A 17,270-nucleotide genomic window follows, 5' to 3' on the forward strand; every position below is an offset into this window, starting at 1 on the left:
TATGAATGTCTGTGGAAGTGAGCAAACATGAGGGCAAGATAACCGGCGTACTGAAGCACATCCGGATGGTCGAAGCCGTTCATGAAGACTCTGTCCTCGGGAACAAAAACATCATCAAAAATAGTCAGGGACTCTACGTCGCCAATCTTGTTAAACGGTGCCTCAATGTGTTTTCTCTTGTGATGCTGGCCAGGAAGAGCCATTATCTTAATGCCATCCCAGTCAGCCGGCAGCGCAAAGGATATTGCATAACCTTCATCGCCCTTACCCATAAATTTGGTCGGATTGACGATGATTTCATCAACGTAAGGAGCACAGGAGTTGCAGACTTTCGCACCGCGAACAATAATACCTTTGCAAGGTTTTCCGTCAATGCCTATGCCGTCTACATTTGTTTTGATAACATGTACAAACTGATCCGGATCAGGCTGCATATGTGCTCTCTTATACTTAGGATTACGTGAACCCTTTACGTCAGTTTGAGCACAGTTGCAGATAAGGTCATTTTCTTGGCAGTACAACAGATACTTATTAAAACGCTCGTGATAATTTGTGCCGCAAGCCTGATCGCAGTCATAGCTAACAACAGCAATAGCATTAAGGGCGTCTACGCCCATGCAGCGCTGTGTACAGCCACCGACCCGGTGACAAAGCAGCCTTGTCATTTGTTGTTTTTTGAGTAAGTCTTCCTTAGACTGATGAATGTGCGTAAAGCGGTTTATCTTCTTTCCAGTAAGGTGAGAAGTCGCCGTGCATACATCCTCAAACTCAGGATTATTGGCCATATCATAGGTCTGCTTCATGACATAGCAGCCGCCGTCAATCCAACTACCTGAACGATCAATCTTCTGACCGTGCAAGTATACATTTGGTTTCATTTTGAGTAGTCGCGCTTTATACGCCTCGTAAGTTCCTACCCCCATTTTTTTCCCCTCCTAAGTTTCAATATTGATCTTTGTAGATCTTCTTGATGTATACTTTCGCAAAAACCGTGCCAATTGCATTTGAAGTGAGAAATGCTTTAACTATAGGCTTTTTGAGAGCAACTAAGATTATATCCCTGCTATTTGTGTATATTACTTATACGATAGCCAATCATCCCTTAAATAACTGTATATATTAGATACAGTTATTTAGTCCATCGCCTCAATTCTGAATTCTAACGTATAATTTATCAATATTTAAAGGGGGCCTGTATCGTAATACACAGCCCCCTTTAAACATTGTTTTAGTATCTAGCTCGATCAAGTTAGTAGAAAATTAGAATACCTATTAATAGTAGAACTCAATCTTCGACGTGTAAGTTTTACCGAGGTCGCTTACCCCTCCCGTAAGCTTGGTATCTTTTATCTTCATGTCTTGAACCTCAGTGGTCCAGATTACATTCTTAGCAACAGTTTTTGCTACGGCAAAGAATACACCTTTGATATTGTCTGTGCCTTTAGCAAGTGTGGGCCAAGCAACGTTCGGTCCCGCATAGCTTACTGCTTGACCGTCAAAGCCACCAACACCATACGGAATAGCACCAGCCTCAACGCTGCGATAAGAAACAGACCAGCCAAAGTCGTTGACTTTCTTGTAGTCTACCAGCGGCTTGGCACCAAAGAAGGCCGGTGGAAATTTGGTGGCGTTAGTCAATTCTACAGCCCAGCCTTTCGGACTATCGGACAGGTTGCTTCCTGTAACACCGTTGAGGTTAGTGGAAACATAGTCGCCAATAAGTAACAGTTTGTCCCCCAATTTTGCATCAAAACCTATTGCCCAGCCTTTCGAATCGGCAAAACTATCACCTGTAGTGATATTCATCGTTCCGCCAACTCCCGCATTACTGCTGGTACCAGCAACATCAGACCAGTAATATCCGCCCATCACATTGACCTTGTTGCTTGCCTTAAAGTTAAGTTGTGCCGTCGAAAGGGTTTTAGCATCGCCGGTAGCACTACCCGGAAAAGCATTTGCTGCAGTACCATTGCCTACGATGTTATTTACCGAACCGGTAAAACGAGTAGTGCCGATTGTTTTGTCAATGCGGACGCCGTCAACACCAATGGCTTTTCCGAAAAAACAGTGTGTAAATGAGTCATAGGGGAAACGGCCAGCACGAATACTGTCGAAACCGAGGGCATTTTTGGCAGTTAGCGCAAAGATGTCAAAGGTCAGCGCCGTACCATCGGCATTGCCGTAGTTACCAACTTTGCTAGAAGCATTAGCTCGAGCTGTCATAGAAATATTCTCATTGATATTGGCATTAATCTTAATGCGCTGACGAATTTCAAAGTTATCGGAACCATGAAGTTTTGACGCCCCCGGAGCCTTGGCGTCATTCCCCAAGTAACGCAACCGGGTTTCAGCGCTTAACCACGTGTTAGTTTTAGCTTCTACTTTAGCTACCCGAGCGCCTAATTTGTTAAGCTCGCTGGCAAATTCAGCAGATAGTTTATCAATAGTCTGCTTATTGGCATCGCTGGCTGTGTCATATTTGTCCATAGCTTTAGCCACAATAACAGCCATTTCGTAACGGGTCAGAGTTCTATCGCCCCTGTAGTAGCTGTCATCGTAACCCGTAACAATACCGGCTTGAGCTAGTTTAGTTACGGCAGCATAAGCCCAGTGTTTAGCTGGAACATCGTTAAATGACTGTGAGAGCGCCGCTTGAACGGTGCTGGGGACAATCGCAGTTCCGCTCATGGTAATGGCCATAAGCACAACCGGTGCAATTTTCAACCATTTAGCTAGTTTTTTTCTCTTTGTCATAAATACCTCTCCCCCATTTTAATATTGATAATGCCCCTGCATCTGTATCTTACCAAGATACGAATTATACAGATCCCTCATGGTAAAAATACACGATCTACATATATCCTCCTAATAAGACTTTGATCGGGTAAAAGAGCAGACTATCACTAAATTTGCGAACGACCTTTGGATAGCCCCCCTCTCCTCCTGTAGTTCTCAAAGTGATTCATCAAGATTTGGTATAACAAATCTCTCTAATATTTCCATTATTATTATGGAAATATTCAAAACCTTTACCCATCCTTATATATAGCAATAATCATGCCAATCAAGTAATACAACAGTCTTTAATCACTCACAACTGTATATGTATAATAACTCTGTATACTTTACATACATGTTTATATATTTAATAAACTAGTTGTTACGTTGGTTATGCTTGGAACCTCTCCTGCTTTTAACCAGCAAAGGGATAAAAAAATTCCTCCCAACTCGCAAAAGGAGCAGTGGAGGAAAATTAATTGTATATTATTAAAACCTATAGCTTGCTGTTCTATTCAAAAAATGTCTACATAAGAAATGTTTAGGCTTTACTTTGCTCAACAATATTATACTTATTGATCTTTTCATAGAAGGTACGACGCGAAATACCTAATTGTCTTATTGCAACACTACGATTGTTATTACTTGTAGCCAAAGCTGCAGCTATTAAATCCCGCTCAATCCTCTCGATAGCTTCTTTTAAATCATACGGGTTTAATTGGCGATGCTCAGGTTCTTTTAGGCTAGATTTTGGACGCAAGTAGGCAGGTAAATGGCGTGCTTCAATAAATCGTCCAGTCCTAACAATACATGCGTGTTCCACGATATTCTGTAATTCTCTAACATTGCCGGGCCATTCGTATTTTTGCATGATTTTTACAACTTCCGGTGACAAGATTATATTTTCCCCACAATCCTCAGAAAAGTGTGATAAGAACTTCTTAGCTAAAGGAATAATGTCATCCTTACGCTCGCGTAACGGCAAAATATGTAATGGCACAATATTTAATCGGTAATACAAATCACTGCGAAACTCTCCATCCTTAATCATTTTTTCTAAATCGCGGTTTGTTGCAGCAATTACCCTTATATCCAACTTTATCGTTTTGTTCCCACCAACTCGTTCTACCTCTTTTTCTTGTAAAACCCTTAAAAGTTTAGCCTGCATAGAAAAACTCATATCACCTATTTCGTCCAGGAAGATCGTGCCGCCATGAGCCAGCTCAAATTTTCCTATTTTACCACCTTTTTTTGCACCTGAAAAGGCTCCTTCATCATATCCAAACAATTCACTCTCAAGCAATGTCTCAGGTATGGCTGCACTATTTACTTTAATTAGAGGTTTGTCCTTTCGCTTACTACTATTATGGATAGCAGTTGCTAAGACGCCCTTTCCGACTCCACTTTCACCTCTTATAAGAACTGTGCTGTTAGTTGGCGCAACCTTTGCCGCTAATTCCAGCGTCTCCTGCAAATGTGGGTTATTTCCTATAAATTCTTTGAATGATAATGGTAGATTTTTATGATTCAATTGTTCTTGCAAGTAACCAGCAACTTCCTTGGTTCGCTCTAATTCCCTGCTCAATTCAACTACTTCAGATATATTCTTGAAAATTGCCACACAACCTATAATTTTTTCGTTCTCTAAAAGCGGAAAAGCACTTCCGATGGTATCAATACCAACAGATGTAAGGTAATCAGATTGCCCATGACTCGCCACACCGGAACGTAATACAGCGATTGCCAGTGCGTCTGGTTCGATCATATCAAGCCTACAACCTAAAACTTTATAAACAGGTACCCCCAAAATATTAGCATATGACTCGTTTGCATAGACGATTGTTGTATCTGAATCCAAAACTAACACTACATCATCAATATTATCAAGTATTTTAAATAATAGATCTTGATCCCATTTTTGTATAATTTTTGTTGTCACAGCATGTGAGTTGCTTTTCATCCTGGGTTCCCCCACTATGTATATTTTGTAAACATTATACCAAAATATTAGAATTAAGGAAACCTTTTACAAAAATCCTTAGAAATAATACCTTGCTTGTACTTTTTTTCAACATCTAATACCTGATTATAATTTCTATAAATATTTCTCATCCACCCTTATCAGTTCTATTAACTTATATACTTATTATACACTTCTTGTAATGTTCGACATCCATCATACTTTCCTAGAAATACCTCGAAGTACTTAAAGATTAATTGTGTGTATGATATTAGACGAGTAAGCCAATCATTCCCTAACTTTACCCAGTAATTATTATGCGCAAGAATCATGCCAAAACCAAAGGGACCGCACCACTCCATGAATGTCTTAGTTTTTATAGGAAAGTATGCGCAATAGTAAAGCTCGTGTATATGCATTTTTTATACATGTCATTAACACTTTTAAACTTTATTGTTTATATTTTATACACAAGATATGATAATTCTGCATAAATGGCCAGTTATACATATTACTATCACTTTACTTTTTTGAGACTAATTAAGTTAAAAATAAAGCCATTACACACTTAGCATAGTATTTCGAAAAAATTATCATTGTGAATAATGTTCCCAAAATAACGTTAACATCAAAAACGGCATATTTCTTGCAATAACTTTGGCTCCAATAACTGCAGATTTATTTGGCACAAAGAATTCTTATAGTTGCTTACAAACGTCTTGGTTCCGGCCTCATAGTTGCACCGGGCATGACTAAAAGCAATATTATCCATATCATAAAAGAGCTGCGCCGGATCATCGCCCAGCAACCAGGACTCTTTACGATCGATGGTAAAATCGGTAATGTCGTCAATTTTTTCGCCGCAGCGATAACAGATATCCATATTGCACTTTTTAGCTAATTCAAACATCAGATGCTTATTTAATTTAGTGTGACTTTAACCATAACTTTGCCGCTTTTTAAGCATATGTTTGCCGTAAGTACATTTTATAAGCATAAGTTTGCCAAGAATCCTTAGCTAGATATCTCAATTCTACAGAGTATCAAATACGACAGCCCGCCACATCGGCGGGCTTGAACTATAACTATTCTGCGTCATCTTTGTATTGAAAGAAGCATACATAGTCGTCGGCATATCTTATCAGCTATGCATCGCCTCTGCATTCTTGGGTTTAGCACTAAACGGACTCCTTACATTGGTAATATTTATTGTTCTCATCAAACCCCCTCCCCGCGGGGTATGGTATAGATGTTTTTGCTCAACCCATAAAAAAAGCCATCTTAATTGATGCCCTTGATCTGCTAAAATCAAATGCCCTTTACAGAAATGAGGCCGGCAGGGTGACTACAAATCACCCTGCCGGCTTTAACTACAACCTAAATTTTGCGACGGACTCTTGTAATTCGTTTGCTAGAGTGGCTAAAGCCTCACTTGAAGAGGCAATTTGTTGCATCGAAGCAGCCTGTTCTTGGGTAGCCGAAGAAACCGTTAGGGTTTGACTGCTTGTTTTCTGACCAACACAGAAATAGTATTATAACCAGCTGTATACAAAGTTTTAAGTAGTAATTCTCTTAACATGTGTGAATTTTTCCTCTAAACTTGAAACTTATTGACTGCATCCCGTAAATCCATGGCAAGATGGGCTAGGGCTTGGCTGGAGGCAGCAATTTCCTCCATCGATGCAGATTGTTCTTCCGTAGCGGCTGAGACGCTTTGTGCTTCGCTGGAGGCTTTTTTACTCAACTCATCAATTTGTTGTACTGAGCTAACAATCTGCTGACTGCCAGTTGCCATTTTATCTACGGCCATAGACATATCCTTGACCTGGTCAGATACTTGTGTTACTAACTTAGTAATTTCATGAAAAGCCAGACCTGAAGCATTGACTATCTCCGCTCCCATTTTAACTTCCTGAGAACCTTCCCCCATGGCGACAACCGCTTTGTCGGTATCGCCTTGAATTTCTCCGATAAGTGTAGCTATTTGCTTGGCAGCTTCCTGGGATTGCTCAGCCAACTTACGTACCTCTTCTGCTACCACGGCAAATCCGCGTCCCTGTTCCCCAGCCCGAGCTGCTTCAATGGCAGCATTCAGAGCCAAAAGGTTGGTCTGACCGGCAATACCGGCAATAGTATCTACAATCTGGCCTATTTCTTTAGACCGTTCACCTAGTTTAGCCACTATCCCGGCAGAACTCGCAACCGTCTGTTCAATGTGTGCCATTTGCTGTACCGCTTTATCCGCTGCAATATTACCTTCATTGGCCTTTTTAGCAGCTAAAGCCGATTGTCCGGACACATCACTGGCGTTAGTGGCAATTTGCTGGATACCTGCCGACATCTGACGTATGACTGCCGAAGCGTCTCCGGTTATACTCAACTGTTCTCCCATGCCTTGTGCCACATCGACAATGGAGCCGGCTACTTGGGTTGCCGCCTGGGCCGATTGGTCAGCGCTAGCCGTCAACTCCTCAGAGGCTGCAGCCACCTGCTCAACAGACACGTCAATCTTCTTCATCAGCGTACGGACATTGCTACGCATAGCTACCAAAGAATCTGCCACTTTTCCGATTTCATCTGTCCTGATAACCCGGCACGGCTTATCACGAAAATCACCACTGGCAAGTTCATCACAAACTAAGATTAACTCATTTAATGGTTGAGTTATGATTCTTGTTATGTACCAGCCGCTAAGCCCCAATACAAGAAAGGCCAACAACAGAGTTCCCAAGCTAATTTGGTTAGCTTTTTCAAAAGCTGCCTGGTTATCCTCGTTCATCTTTTTGGATAGTTCTGTATAATAATCGCTAAACTCGCGCATAAGATCAATATACTCTGCAGCCAGCTTATCCACATTAGCAACATATAGGGCGTATGCTTCAGCATTTTTATTTTGCATAGCTAAACTAATAACTTGCTCCCTTGCATCACGGTACTTTCCTCTGGCCGTGTTCACTTTGTCCAACAAATCCTTGGCTTTAGCATCTAGATGAATTTTTTCAAGCTCTGTCAGATTAGCAGCAGCTCGTTTTCCGGTATCCTCTAGGATTGCTTTAAGTTGATTATTTTTATTATCATCCGTAGTAATCATCAATTCCATGGTCGCCGCATTAGCTCTGGTAATAAGCATACGATTCTCATTTAAATCCCGGACAGGGATTAGCCTGTCCTTGTACATAGTATTCATTGTTGTATTCGATTGTTGAAGATAATAATACCCTGTAAAACCGATAACACCTAATGCAAAAAAAGCGATAAAAATTAAAACTCCTAATTTATACATTACTTTCATGTTGTTAAGAAAAGTCATATTCTTTGCTCCTTACGTTTTTTCTATATTTATTTTTTTGTCAAAAACTATCAACATTTCGAGTTCTTTCAAGATTTCAGGAAGCTTCTTTATTAATTCCTCCAATTCGTCTTTTGTCATTTCAAACTCTTGCTTAAATTGCATAGGCCGCCCTCCCATGAATTAATAAAAAAAACTACCAGGAACATCGCGAAAATCATAAAATTCTCTGATGCAACCTGGCAGTCATTGATAATAACACCTTTAGACCCACGGCTTTGCGTCCTTATTTTTCAATAAGTTTGCCTTTATTAAAATAGTTATTCAATTGCATGTATGCCCCATAGGTTAGTCCAGTACTGCAAGATCCGTTCTTTTTCGCCTTGTAAGCTCCACGTAAAATCTGCAAGGGACCATTTGTTTATTACAAAATAAATGGTTGCTATGTAACTCTGTGCAGATGTTTTAAGATCTAAATTGGTTCTAAAAATCCCTTCTTTAATTCCATCCTGAAGTGTCTCCATAATAAAAGTCTCATATTTTTCAAGGTGATTTTTCGTGATTTGTTTTAATGTAGTATCTCCAAAATGAAATTGATCGGCAAAAGCCAGTCGCGATATTCCTTTTGTTTTTTCATTAAAACTCAAATGGATATTAAGTAGTTCATCTAACCTCACTAGGGCTGGTAAATGCTGTTTTTTTACAGCTTCCAACTTTTGCATTAATTCTAAGAGCAAAAAGGAAACTGTTTGTCCAATAATGTCTTGTTTGCTTTTAAAGTGACGATATACAACCGTCTCAGAAGTACCAGCACGCTGAGCAATTTGGGCTGTTTTGAGTCCGTTGATGCCTTTTTCAGTTATAAGTTCGATAGTCGCATTAATAACTGCTGCCTCAATATCTTTCATTTAGTTATAAAATTACTCCTTTACTGCTTCTTACTGCATGTTACAATTAAATTATCTTATACTTAAGTTATCTTTTAGATTTATTTGAACTTCTGGACTACTGCTTTTGAGTTCTATTGCCAAGTTAGCCAATGCTTCTGCATCATTTAGTTTAAATTCATCACTTTTTTGTTAGTGAGTACTTACTATATATAATTATACACCAATGACAAAATTCCTTTTATTTCATCATTTTTTTACATTACACAACCGATATTAAAAACCGTGGAATTGTACTGATACCCTCCTTTTCAATAGCCGAAAAAAACAAAAGTGATAATCACCCACTATCACTTTTGCTGTGGTGACTATCACTTTTGTTAGCTTTGCATATCTATATTGCTATCTACTGGTCAGCATTTTGCCCATTCAGTCCCAGCCGCGAGACGTGGGCGATGAGTTGGCCCCGGTTATTCAGCCGCGTCTTCGCAAGTATCTCGTTAATGTGATACCTTACTGTAGCCACCTTCATGCCCAACTGCGCCCCAATTTCTTTATAGGTCAGGCCTTGGGTCAGTAATTGCAGTAACGCCATCTGCCGTTCTGTCAGTTCCATCTGCTCCCTATTTAGGCTTGTTTGATCTTTTTTCCCCTGGCAGCTCAGTTTCCGCATCAACCGTCTGGCCAATCCTGGTGCAAAAGGCATTTCACCGCTGGCAAGCGCGGTGAGTTGGCGAATAAAATCTTCCGGATCCATGTCTTTCAGCAAGTACCCTTCAGCACCGGCCTGAATCGCCGCAACAAGGCTGTCATCATCCTCAATGGCTGTGAGCATTACAATCTTGGCATCGGGATAATCCTTTTTGATCATTTGTGTGGCCTGAATTCCGTCCAGACCGACCATCTGGATATCCATCAGCACCAATTCCGGTTTGAGCATCTCAAATTTGATCAGCGCTTCCGCCCCGTTTCGGGCTGTGCCAACCACAGCGAACCCGTTAGCCTCCAAAAAGCTTCGCAGGCCCTCCAAAACTAGAGCCTGGTCATCAACTACCAGTGTTTTCATCGTTATCCACCCTGCCCAAGTTAAATTGAACTATTAATTTTGTCCCTGCACCCGGCCTCGACTCGATCTGCAGGCGTCCGCCCGCCTCATTGGCTCGCTCAGCCATGATCTGCAGTCCAAAATGTTTCTTCCCTGCCGGAATATTAGCCGGATCAAAGCCGCAGCCATCATCCTCGATAAGGACTGTTACCTGATTGTCGCCCCTTTCGATTTCAACCTTCACCTGCTGTGCTTGGGCATGTTTACGGATATTGGTTAATGCTTCCTGAATAATTCGCAGCAGCTGTACTTTGCTGGTACGGCTCAATAAGCCTGTTACCGATTCGTCTGGCAGTATGAGTTGGGTGACTATACCGTTGCTTTCTTCGTACCACTCCAGATAGTCCTGTAGGTTGGCGACAAAATCTTCGCCGTCATCGACGGTCATTTTCAGCCCGACAATTGTCTCCCTGGCATCGGTGTTCAAATCTTTAATTGTCCCGATCAGCCGTTGGACCTCTTGATCGGCCTTTTCAAGTTGGCTGCCGTTCAGCAAGGACCGGACCATCTGCAGTTTTAAATTGATATAATTCCATATCTGGCCTCGCCCGTCATGAAGCTCCCGCCCCAGCCGTTCCCGTTCCGCCATGATGGACAGGGCCTTTTGCTGGTCGAGAATCTGAGCTTGAGCCTGCTTCAGCTTGGTCATATCATGGAAAACAATGGCTTTGCCGATAATCATATTGCCCCAGTCAAGCAGTGGCGTAACGTGGTAGGAGTAATACCCGCTGCCTTCCAGGTAAACTTCGCCCTCCATCACCGCTTTGACATCCAACAGAGCGGTCATCGCCGGCCAGCATGCAAAAGCCTGCGGAAAATGACTACCAGGCAAAACCGGGGCTTTTTGGCCAAACCGCCGCTGAGCGGACGAATTGATTTCCATGATATAATCCTGATCATCGGTGATGATCATGCAGTCATCGATGTTTCCGATAACGGTCGACTCGGCCAGAGCCATCAGGTTGAGAACCCGCAGACGAAAAAACAGCCACGACCAGGCAATACCGCTCAACATAAAAGCCAGTGGCAACGGCGGGATAGCACCGACCTGCACATCAAGAACCCATAAGATATGTCCGGTTACCGATATCAATGGATCGACCGGCAGCGTCAGAACTTGCAAACGCCGCAAGCCTGAGACTCGGCGTCCCCAGATAACACAAACCATCGCTATCGCAAAAAATTGCAAATAAATTATACCCATCATTACCCAGTAAATGGGCCCACGGATAATGCCGAAGGTCACCCCGTCCCAGATCACGCCGCGCCAGAACCAGCCGTGCCATCCGGTAGTCAGCAGCGCCAGAAGACCAAAGGCGGTCAGTGCCAATATCACCAAAATAACCCGCCTAATGCTTTGCCCCTTTTTTCCGGCGACATTCACAACGAACAGAAAAAACGTCGGCAGTGTCGCTATGGCGCTCATTTGTTGGATTTTGACCCAGAAGACTTTATCTGCCAAGCCAGGCGAGACGGTGACCAAAACTAGGGCCATAAGAAAAACCGCCCGAAGGTAGAGACTAAGCACCCAATATAGCGCTGCCGGTGCCCGCCGGTACTGCCAGGCGTACCCAGCCAGCGCCGCCAGCACCGTCGCTGCCAACAGATAAAACCAGATCTCTTTTATCGGATGATAAATCATCAACTGTAGTGCTGATTCACTCATTTGCGCTGAACCTAGACCCATAGGTATCCTTTCTCCGTTATTCCCCCATATGCTTGCCACATGAAAAAATCATTGGGAAGTTTTTTTCGCTATTCAGTCAGCTACTACCGAAAAAATGCTATCGATTATAGTCGGTAACATTTTAAATTGAGATTATCCAACAAAAAATTATATATTTACTTAATTATACATAAAATTACATTTTTGGTCTAGTATTGATAATCCTGCCATTTTTTTGCAAGCACTATCATAGCATTTTTTATTCATTATTCTGAGTTAATATGGTTATTTTTTTAGAATTGGCCATACATAGCTGGAAATTTCCCAATTAAAGAAGAAAACTCACCTTTTTCTGGTAAGTTTTCTTCTTTAATTTATTTGGCATTAAATTTTACTTATAATCTTAAGTTAGTGCTTATATCTTTAATACAGTGATTTTTTACTTCTCAGAAATCTTTTTTAAAAATACAAGCACTCTGATTATCAATTCACCCCATAGCGTACCCACCTTAGTAGCAGGCTCGAAATAAGCTCTAAAGCCAAAATAAACATCGGGATTCACCTAAGTTATTAAGTCCTTGTTGGATAGCAATGAGCTCTCATCCAGCCAGATATCTGTTGGTATATCAATCGCTACATACTTATCCGCATAATGTTCCACTATTTTGTTTCGAAGTGCTTCTACCGGTTTACTATATTTTAATTCCGTCCTCCCGGTTCCACGAGGCGTTAAGAATGGAATAGGAAGAGGCTGTCCCGCTGTTGGTCGTCTATTTGCGGTTGCTGGCCCCCAACAGTAATGCTTGGCCCTTTTTTTATAGCTGGCTGCTGCAATTCCGGCGGCTTGGCGGTTTTACACTTTAAAAGTAATTGCAGACAAATCGTTAGCAATGATTACCTTGGCCAGTTCATTGATCGAAAATACCGGCTGTTCGACAGAAAAGACGGTGATATCTTGACTTTCAGGATTGATGCCGATAAGTTTGGTTCCTGTACATATTCGCAGGGTAGCAGCGATAACCGCTGGATCGGCCTGGTTGATTTCAAACAGGACGGCGTGAGGAGAAAGCATCTTCAGCTCTCTGGCGGCCTCGGCAAGGGAGTATCCCAACCACCTGACCCGCAGTTGCCGGTGTACCTGGAGACTTTCCTCAATTCTGGACCAAATCGGGCTTGTACCACATAGACCCACCTCCAGAACTGTTTTCACGATGTTCACCAGCCTTTGCAAATGCTTTTTTCTTACTTGACATTCCATGATAGCAAAATTTCCCCGCGCTGATCCCCTCCTTTTCGACAGCCAGCAAAAAAAATACTGGTCGTCCACTATCACTTTTGTTAGTTTCGATCGCCCAGGAAATTATTTAAAATTAACTTATTGCTGCTCGTTGCTCGTTTGTGTAAAATCATTCACTGACAGCAGGCTCGGCAAATGCTGCTACGGATTGCAGGAGGAGACAAAGACCAATGTCTTTTGGGAGCTAATGCCAACGTACAAATTTTTGTTATTTTTCTGGCATCGGATTAGGCGTAATTTGAAATTCTGCATTCCCGCTGCTAGCGGTGGTACCACTGTAAAGCGGACCGAAGTCGCCGCCTGAGAAGCCATTGAAACCGCTGGAAACGCCGGCCAGGGCAGTACCGACCACCTCTTCATACCTCTCACCGTTACCGCCTGCCCATCCCAGCGTTCTTGAATAAAATATACCGGCTAAAACACATTTACATTCATAACCAATGTTTTTTCATTTCCCGGTAATCTTCTTTAGTACATCCTGTGTAATATCCACCCCGCCGCACACAACCTCGTTTTTCCCGATCACAAGCAACAATCCTTTGGCATCAGCCCACTTCCTGAGCGGCGGCCACGACCGTGTCGGAAATCGGTTTTAACAGTTCCAGTCTTTTAATTTACATAGGGAAGGTCTTGGGAAGCTCATAAACTTTGACCGTAAAATCCTCATTCCCCGCATTATTGGGGTTGGCAATATATAACTTAGAAGAACGTTTTACCTTTGTCCAGCTTCCGCTTCTCAGATTAGAAAATATCGTAGGATCAATTTTGTTATTCTTATCCTCCATAACATCAAATTCGATCTCATCCGCATGCGAGTTCGTTGTCTTATCTATCTCCCAATATAATTTGATACTGTCCTCATTCACGTCGTTAGTACTAAAGTTGTCACTTGAACGATGGTGTTGATCATGCTTGGGTTCATAATGTGATGAAACCTGGCCTACTAAGGGAGCGTTGGGGGGAAGATGGTCTATGGCATAGACCGACACTAAAAAAGGCTCCTGATTATCTATGCTGTCCGGGTTGGCGATATAGAGATTTCTATCTGTATATGTCGTTGTAACCTGCAAATGAGTAACATCAGAAAATATGTTTTTGTCTGTGCCACTTACATCTTTCAGTACATTAAATTTGATTTTTGCATAATCACTATTTTCGGATATTGTCCAAGCATAGGCAACGGTGTTGGCAGGTAAATTTTGAATACTAAAATTGCCGCTTGAGCGGTTCTCTTGACCATCTTGTTTCTGATAGCGAGACATAACAGAAGCGACCAAGGAAAAACCGGGTATAGCCTTTACCGGTGATTCGGCAAAGTAGCCGATGGCGTCGGCAACCACGAGAAAGTTACTGCTGTTGCTGCACACAGGGTCTGCAATATAGAGGGACCGTTCAACGTTGACGTCCGTGCGCAGCCCGGCAGCCAGCTTGTAAAATATAGTATTATCAGGGTTCGATGAATCATCACGCATAACATCAAACGATAACGGCCAAGCATCATTTTGCTCCACCCGCCAGTTCACCATTATCGTGCGTTCCGGAACTTCCTGGGTATTAAAGTTGCCACTGGAGCGTTGGTCTTGACCTTCTTCGGGGGTTGGCAAGGAAACAACGGCGGCAATCTGGCGGGCTGGCGGATAAAAAGGAAAACTCATCCCCATGTTGACGCCCTCGCCGATCAAAGTGGACTGATCGAAAGCGGATAAAGATCCGCTATTTTGCGGATCACCGATGATAAACCTGACATCTTGGTCGCCATGCGATGCTGATGCTATCCCTTCCAATACTAAGGCATCACTAAATGACCTTTGGTCAATTTGTATCCAGCTATCTCCACCTTCTAATGAAGCCCAGGCTGTCGCCTGTTTACGGTCGGCGGCGATTTCGAGTTTAACACACACACAATCCGTTGCCCTGATGACTCCATCCGGAACAAGCGAACTAGATGACACCTCAACAGCATAGGTGCTATTCCCTTTTTTCGTACGATACTGAACTCGAATAAGCTCCCCCACTGACCGGAATATCCCAAAATACGGTGAATCAGCGTCTGTTGTCGCCCGAACCATAATGCCGCATTTTGCCCAGGTGTTAGCATTATAATATGGACAGCCGATGTAGTACACGTATGACCCGGCCTGCGCCGAAGCCGTTCTATATTGAAAGAAGAAGCTGTCTTTTTTATCCCAGATATCACCGGAATTAACGCCATGCCCCAGTAAGGCGCCGCGTTCACCCAGTTGCGGGTCGATTTGAACATCAATACCCTCGAATGGAAACCCGGCCATGTTATTCGTACTGGCCCAAGGGTCCTTTATCGAATCGACCTTATTCGTAGCAATAATTTGAATCCGGCTATTTTTAGCCTCACTCCAATCTTCCTGGGTACTTAAAGAATAGCCTGGAGAAGTCAAAGAATAGTTGAACTCCGGATAAACACGCCCAACATAATGCTGATTCACTGTCGGTCCAATCGCCCGGTCTGCCCAGGCAATACTATAAAATGCGATATAGTTAAACCGCCCGACATTTTCAGCGGTACTGACCTGATCGGCAAAAAAACACGCCCTGCCATTTGCAAGTTGGCCGTTAGTACCGCAATATTGGGAGCGGCCACACCGGTTAAGAACAAATACAAATTTGCCTCTCATCTCTTGCAACAGCGGCCAATTACCTTGAGTAACGGCAGCTTGCAGCGTCGCAGGAGAACCATTCATCTGCAACAAGTCGGCCGGTGTATAAACAATGTCGCCTAAATTTGTCCTAATAAATGTATCAAAATCATTTGCCTGTGCGTCTGTCAAGGCACTTATGTCCTCAACGATTTCCAGAAATATAGTAATTACTTCATGATTGGGAAGCGCGTTGTTTATCCCCCGGTAAATTTCCATAACTCCGTTAAGGTTTGTTACATGTGCTTGAGATGAACCAAATGGAACCCCCGCGTGATATATTGTCCAACTACCCACATCCGTTTCATTTTGATCTGGATGGACATCAAATTCCAAAGACCGGATCTTCCAATAGAGTACCTGATCAAACACTCCTTCGGAACGGGTATATGAATTATGGCTTTGCTTTTGGAAAACCTGATTATACCGAATGACATCATAAGAAGTGTAATTTGGCACTTAACTTCTCTCCCCTTTCCAATGCTTCAGTTTTAATATCACCGTCCGGACTGGCTGTCCCCCATTTTCTCCGTCGGACCGACACCGCCTGCCGTCGCGTTCTTTTTCAGCACCCCGGCTTCAATGAGTTGATTAACGATATTCTCCTGTACCACCCGCGACTGGCCAAAGCCCTCCAGCAGCATGATGATCCGTTTGCTAATGTCGACGACCGGCTGTCCGGTGTCGCTTTGAGGTGCGGCTGCACCGTCATCAGGTCGACCCGCACAAGCTGCCCGATGACGTGGACGGCATTGATGACATCGGCGAAAATCTCCTGGTTCATCGCTCTAAATACTCCTTTAGTTATCGGTTTGCCCGGAACTGTCAAACATGGTCGCCGACAGATAGCCGCCGGTGTTTACACCGGGCGACACGACGGTCAGTACCAGGTCGCCGCCGCTTGTATGGGCCGAGTATCCGCTCGTCAAGACCAGACCATCATACGAATGGCCGTAGCGTCGGCCCGACCCGAGAAGGCCGGCGGCCGTATAGTCGGCGTTAATCACCGCGCCGATGTAGGCGGGGTCTGTTGCGCCCGCGTGCCGCTGTACGGTCAGCACGCCGTTCACATAATTGATGGTATAATTGGGCGAGGCCAACGTCCCGGTCAGGGTGATGGCATAGCTGCCGGCAGGACAGCCGGTAGTGGCCACGGTGCTAAATGTCAGGCCGCCGCTCAACGATGCCGCGGTGTCGCCGTTTACCAGACCGCTGTAACTGGCCGTGAAAGCCGGATTGGCTTGGCCGGCGTAGCGGCTGGCATTGTTGGCGGTGACGTTTAAAGACGCGCGGGTGATATCCGCCTTCGTGGTCGCCGTTGTTAAAACATAGTTACCCGCATCTGTCCCGTTTAAATCACCGCTAGTCACGGTGACCATCTTCCCTGTCCCGGCATTTTTCGTGTCAAAGGTGCCGCTGCTGAGTGTCACCGTATCGCCGCCGATCACGCCGTCCAGCGTCCCGCTCACCGCCGCGGCCTTTGTCCCGTCGTATACCCGGCTGCCCGCCGTCAGTCCGCTGACCGTTATGGTTTTCGCCGTGATGTCCGCCGTCGTGGTCGCAGTCAAAGTATAGTTACCCGCATCTGTCCCGTTTAAATCACCGCTAGTCACGGT

The 17,270-nt window shown here is 43.7% G+C and carries 13 protein-coding genes and 1 riboswitch; all 13 genes read right to left on the reverse strand.

The window, feature by feature from the left end; translation table 11 throughout:
• Positions 1 to 923: 4-hydroxyphenylacetate 3-hydroxylase N-terminal domain-containing protein (locus B9A22_RS24050; protein WP_281252438.1), on the reverse strand; the 923-nt coding region annotated here is incomplete at its 3' end.
• 349 nt (positions 924 to 1,272) lie between these two features.
• Positions 1,273 to 2,754 carry an S-layer homology domain-containing protein gene (locus tag B9A22_RS24055; protein WP_084578474.1) on the reverse strand — a complete coding sequence of 494 codons (1,482 nt, stop codon included), beginning with the start codon at positions 2,752 to 2,754 and terminating at the stop codon, positions 1,273 to 1,275.
• A gap of 565 nt (positions 2,755 to 3,319) precedes the next feature.
• Entirely contained in the window at positions 3,320 to 4,738 is a 1,419-nt protein-coding gene (locus B9A22_RS24060; protein WP_084578475.1) for a sigma-54 interaction domain-containing protein, read from the reverse strand.
• 628 nt (positions 4,739 to 5,366) lie between these two features.
• Entirely contained in the window at positions 5,367 to 5,621 is a 255-nt protein-coding gene (locus B9A22_RS24065) for a hypothetical protein (protein ID WP_139796379.1), read from the reverse strand.
• A gap of 711 nt (positions 5,622 to 6,332) precedes the next feature.
• Positions 6,333 to 8,048: a methyl-accepting chemotaxis protein gene (locus tag B9A22_RS24070; RefSeq protein ID WP_084578477.1), complete on the reverse strand. Its 1,716-nt coding sequence runs from the start codon at positions 8,046 to 8,048 to the stop codon at positions 6,333 to 6,335.
• Positions 8,049 to 8,060: 12 nt separating this feature from the next.
• On the reverse strand, positions 8,061 to 8,192 hold the full coding sequence (locus tag B9A22_RS26460) for a hypothetical protein (RefSeq protein WP_139796380.1): 132 nt from the start codon (positions 8,190 to 8,192) through the stop codon (positions 8,061 to 8,063).
• 65 nt (positions 8,193 to 8,257) lie between these two features.
• Positions 8,258 to 8,344, reverse strand: a riboswitch (cyclic di-GMP riboswitch).
• Between the two features lie 3 nt (positions 8,345 to 8,347).
• The gene (locus B9A22_RS24075) at positions 8,348 to 8,935 is read right to left on the reverse strand and encodes a TetR/AcrR family transcriptional regulator (RefSeq protein ID WP_084578478.1); all 588 of its coding nucleotides are present in this window, start codon (positions 8,933 to 8,935) and stop codon (positions 8,348 to 8,350) included.
• Positions 8,936 to 9,320: 385 nt separating this feature from the next.
• Complete coding sequence (locus B9A22_RS24080; protein ID WP_084578479.1) at positions 9,321 to 9,980, reverse strand: response regulator transcription factor; 660 nt, start codon at positions 9,978 to 9,980, stop codon at positions 9,321 to 9,323.
• Complete coding sequence (locus B9A22_RS24085; RefSeq protein ID WP_176215677.1) at positions 9,961 to 11,685, reverse strand: sensor histidine kinase; 1,725 nt, start codon at positions 11,683 to 11,685, stop codon at positions 9,961 to 9,963. Before B9A22_RS24085 ends, B9A22_RS24080 begins: the two co-directional genes overlap by 20 nt.
• Positions 11,686 to 12,538: 853 nt before the next feature.
• Positions 12,539 to 12,943 carry a hypothetical protein gene (locus B9A22_RS24090; RefSeq protein ID WP_084578481.1) on the reverse strand — a complete coding sequence of 135 codons (405 nt, stop codon included), beginning with the start codon at positions 12,941 to 12,943 and terminating at the stop codon, positions 12,539 to 12,541.
• Positions 12,944 to 13,596: 653 nt separating this feature from the next.
• Positions 13,597 to 16,113 (reverse strand): Ca2+-dependent phosphoinositide-specific phospholipase C, encoded by a 2,517-nt coding sequence (locus tag B9A22_RS24095; RefSeq protein WP_084578482.1) that lies wholly within the window; start codon positions 16,111 to 16,113, stop codon positions 13,597 to 13,599.
• Between the two features lie 38 nt (positions 16,114 to 16,151).
• Positions 16,152 to 16,298 carry a hypothetical protein gene (locus B9A22_RS25735; protein WP_176215678.1) on the reverse strand — a complete coding sequence of 49 codons (147 nt, stop codon included), beginning with the start codon at positions 16,296 to 16,298 and terminating at the stop codon, positions 16,152 to 16,154.
• A gap of 156 nt (positions 16,299 to 16,454) precedes the next feature.
• A partial coding sequence (locus B9A22_RS24100) for an MBG domain-containing protein (RefSeq protein WP_245824126.1) occupies positions 16,455 to 17,270 on the reverse strand: 816 nt, incomplete at its 5' end.

The sequence above is a fragment of the Sporomusa malonica genome, assembly GCF_900176355.1.
GTDB classification, from domain to species: Bacteria; Bacillota; Negativicutes; order Sporomusales; family Sporomusaceae; genus Sporomusa; species Sporomusa malonica.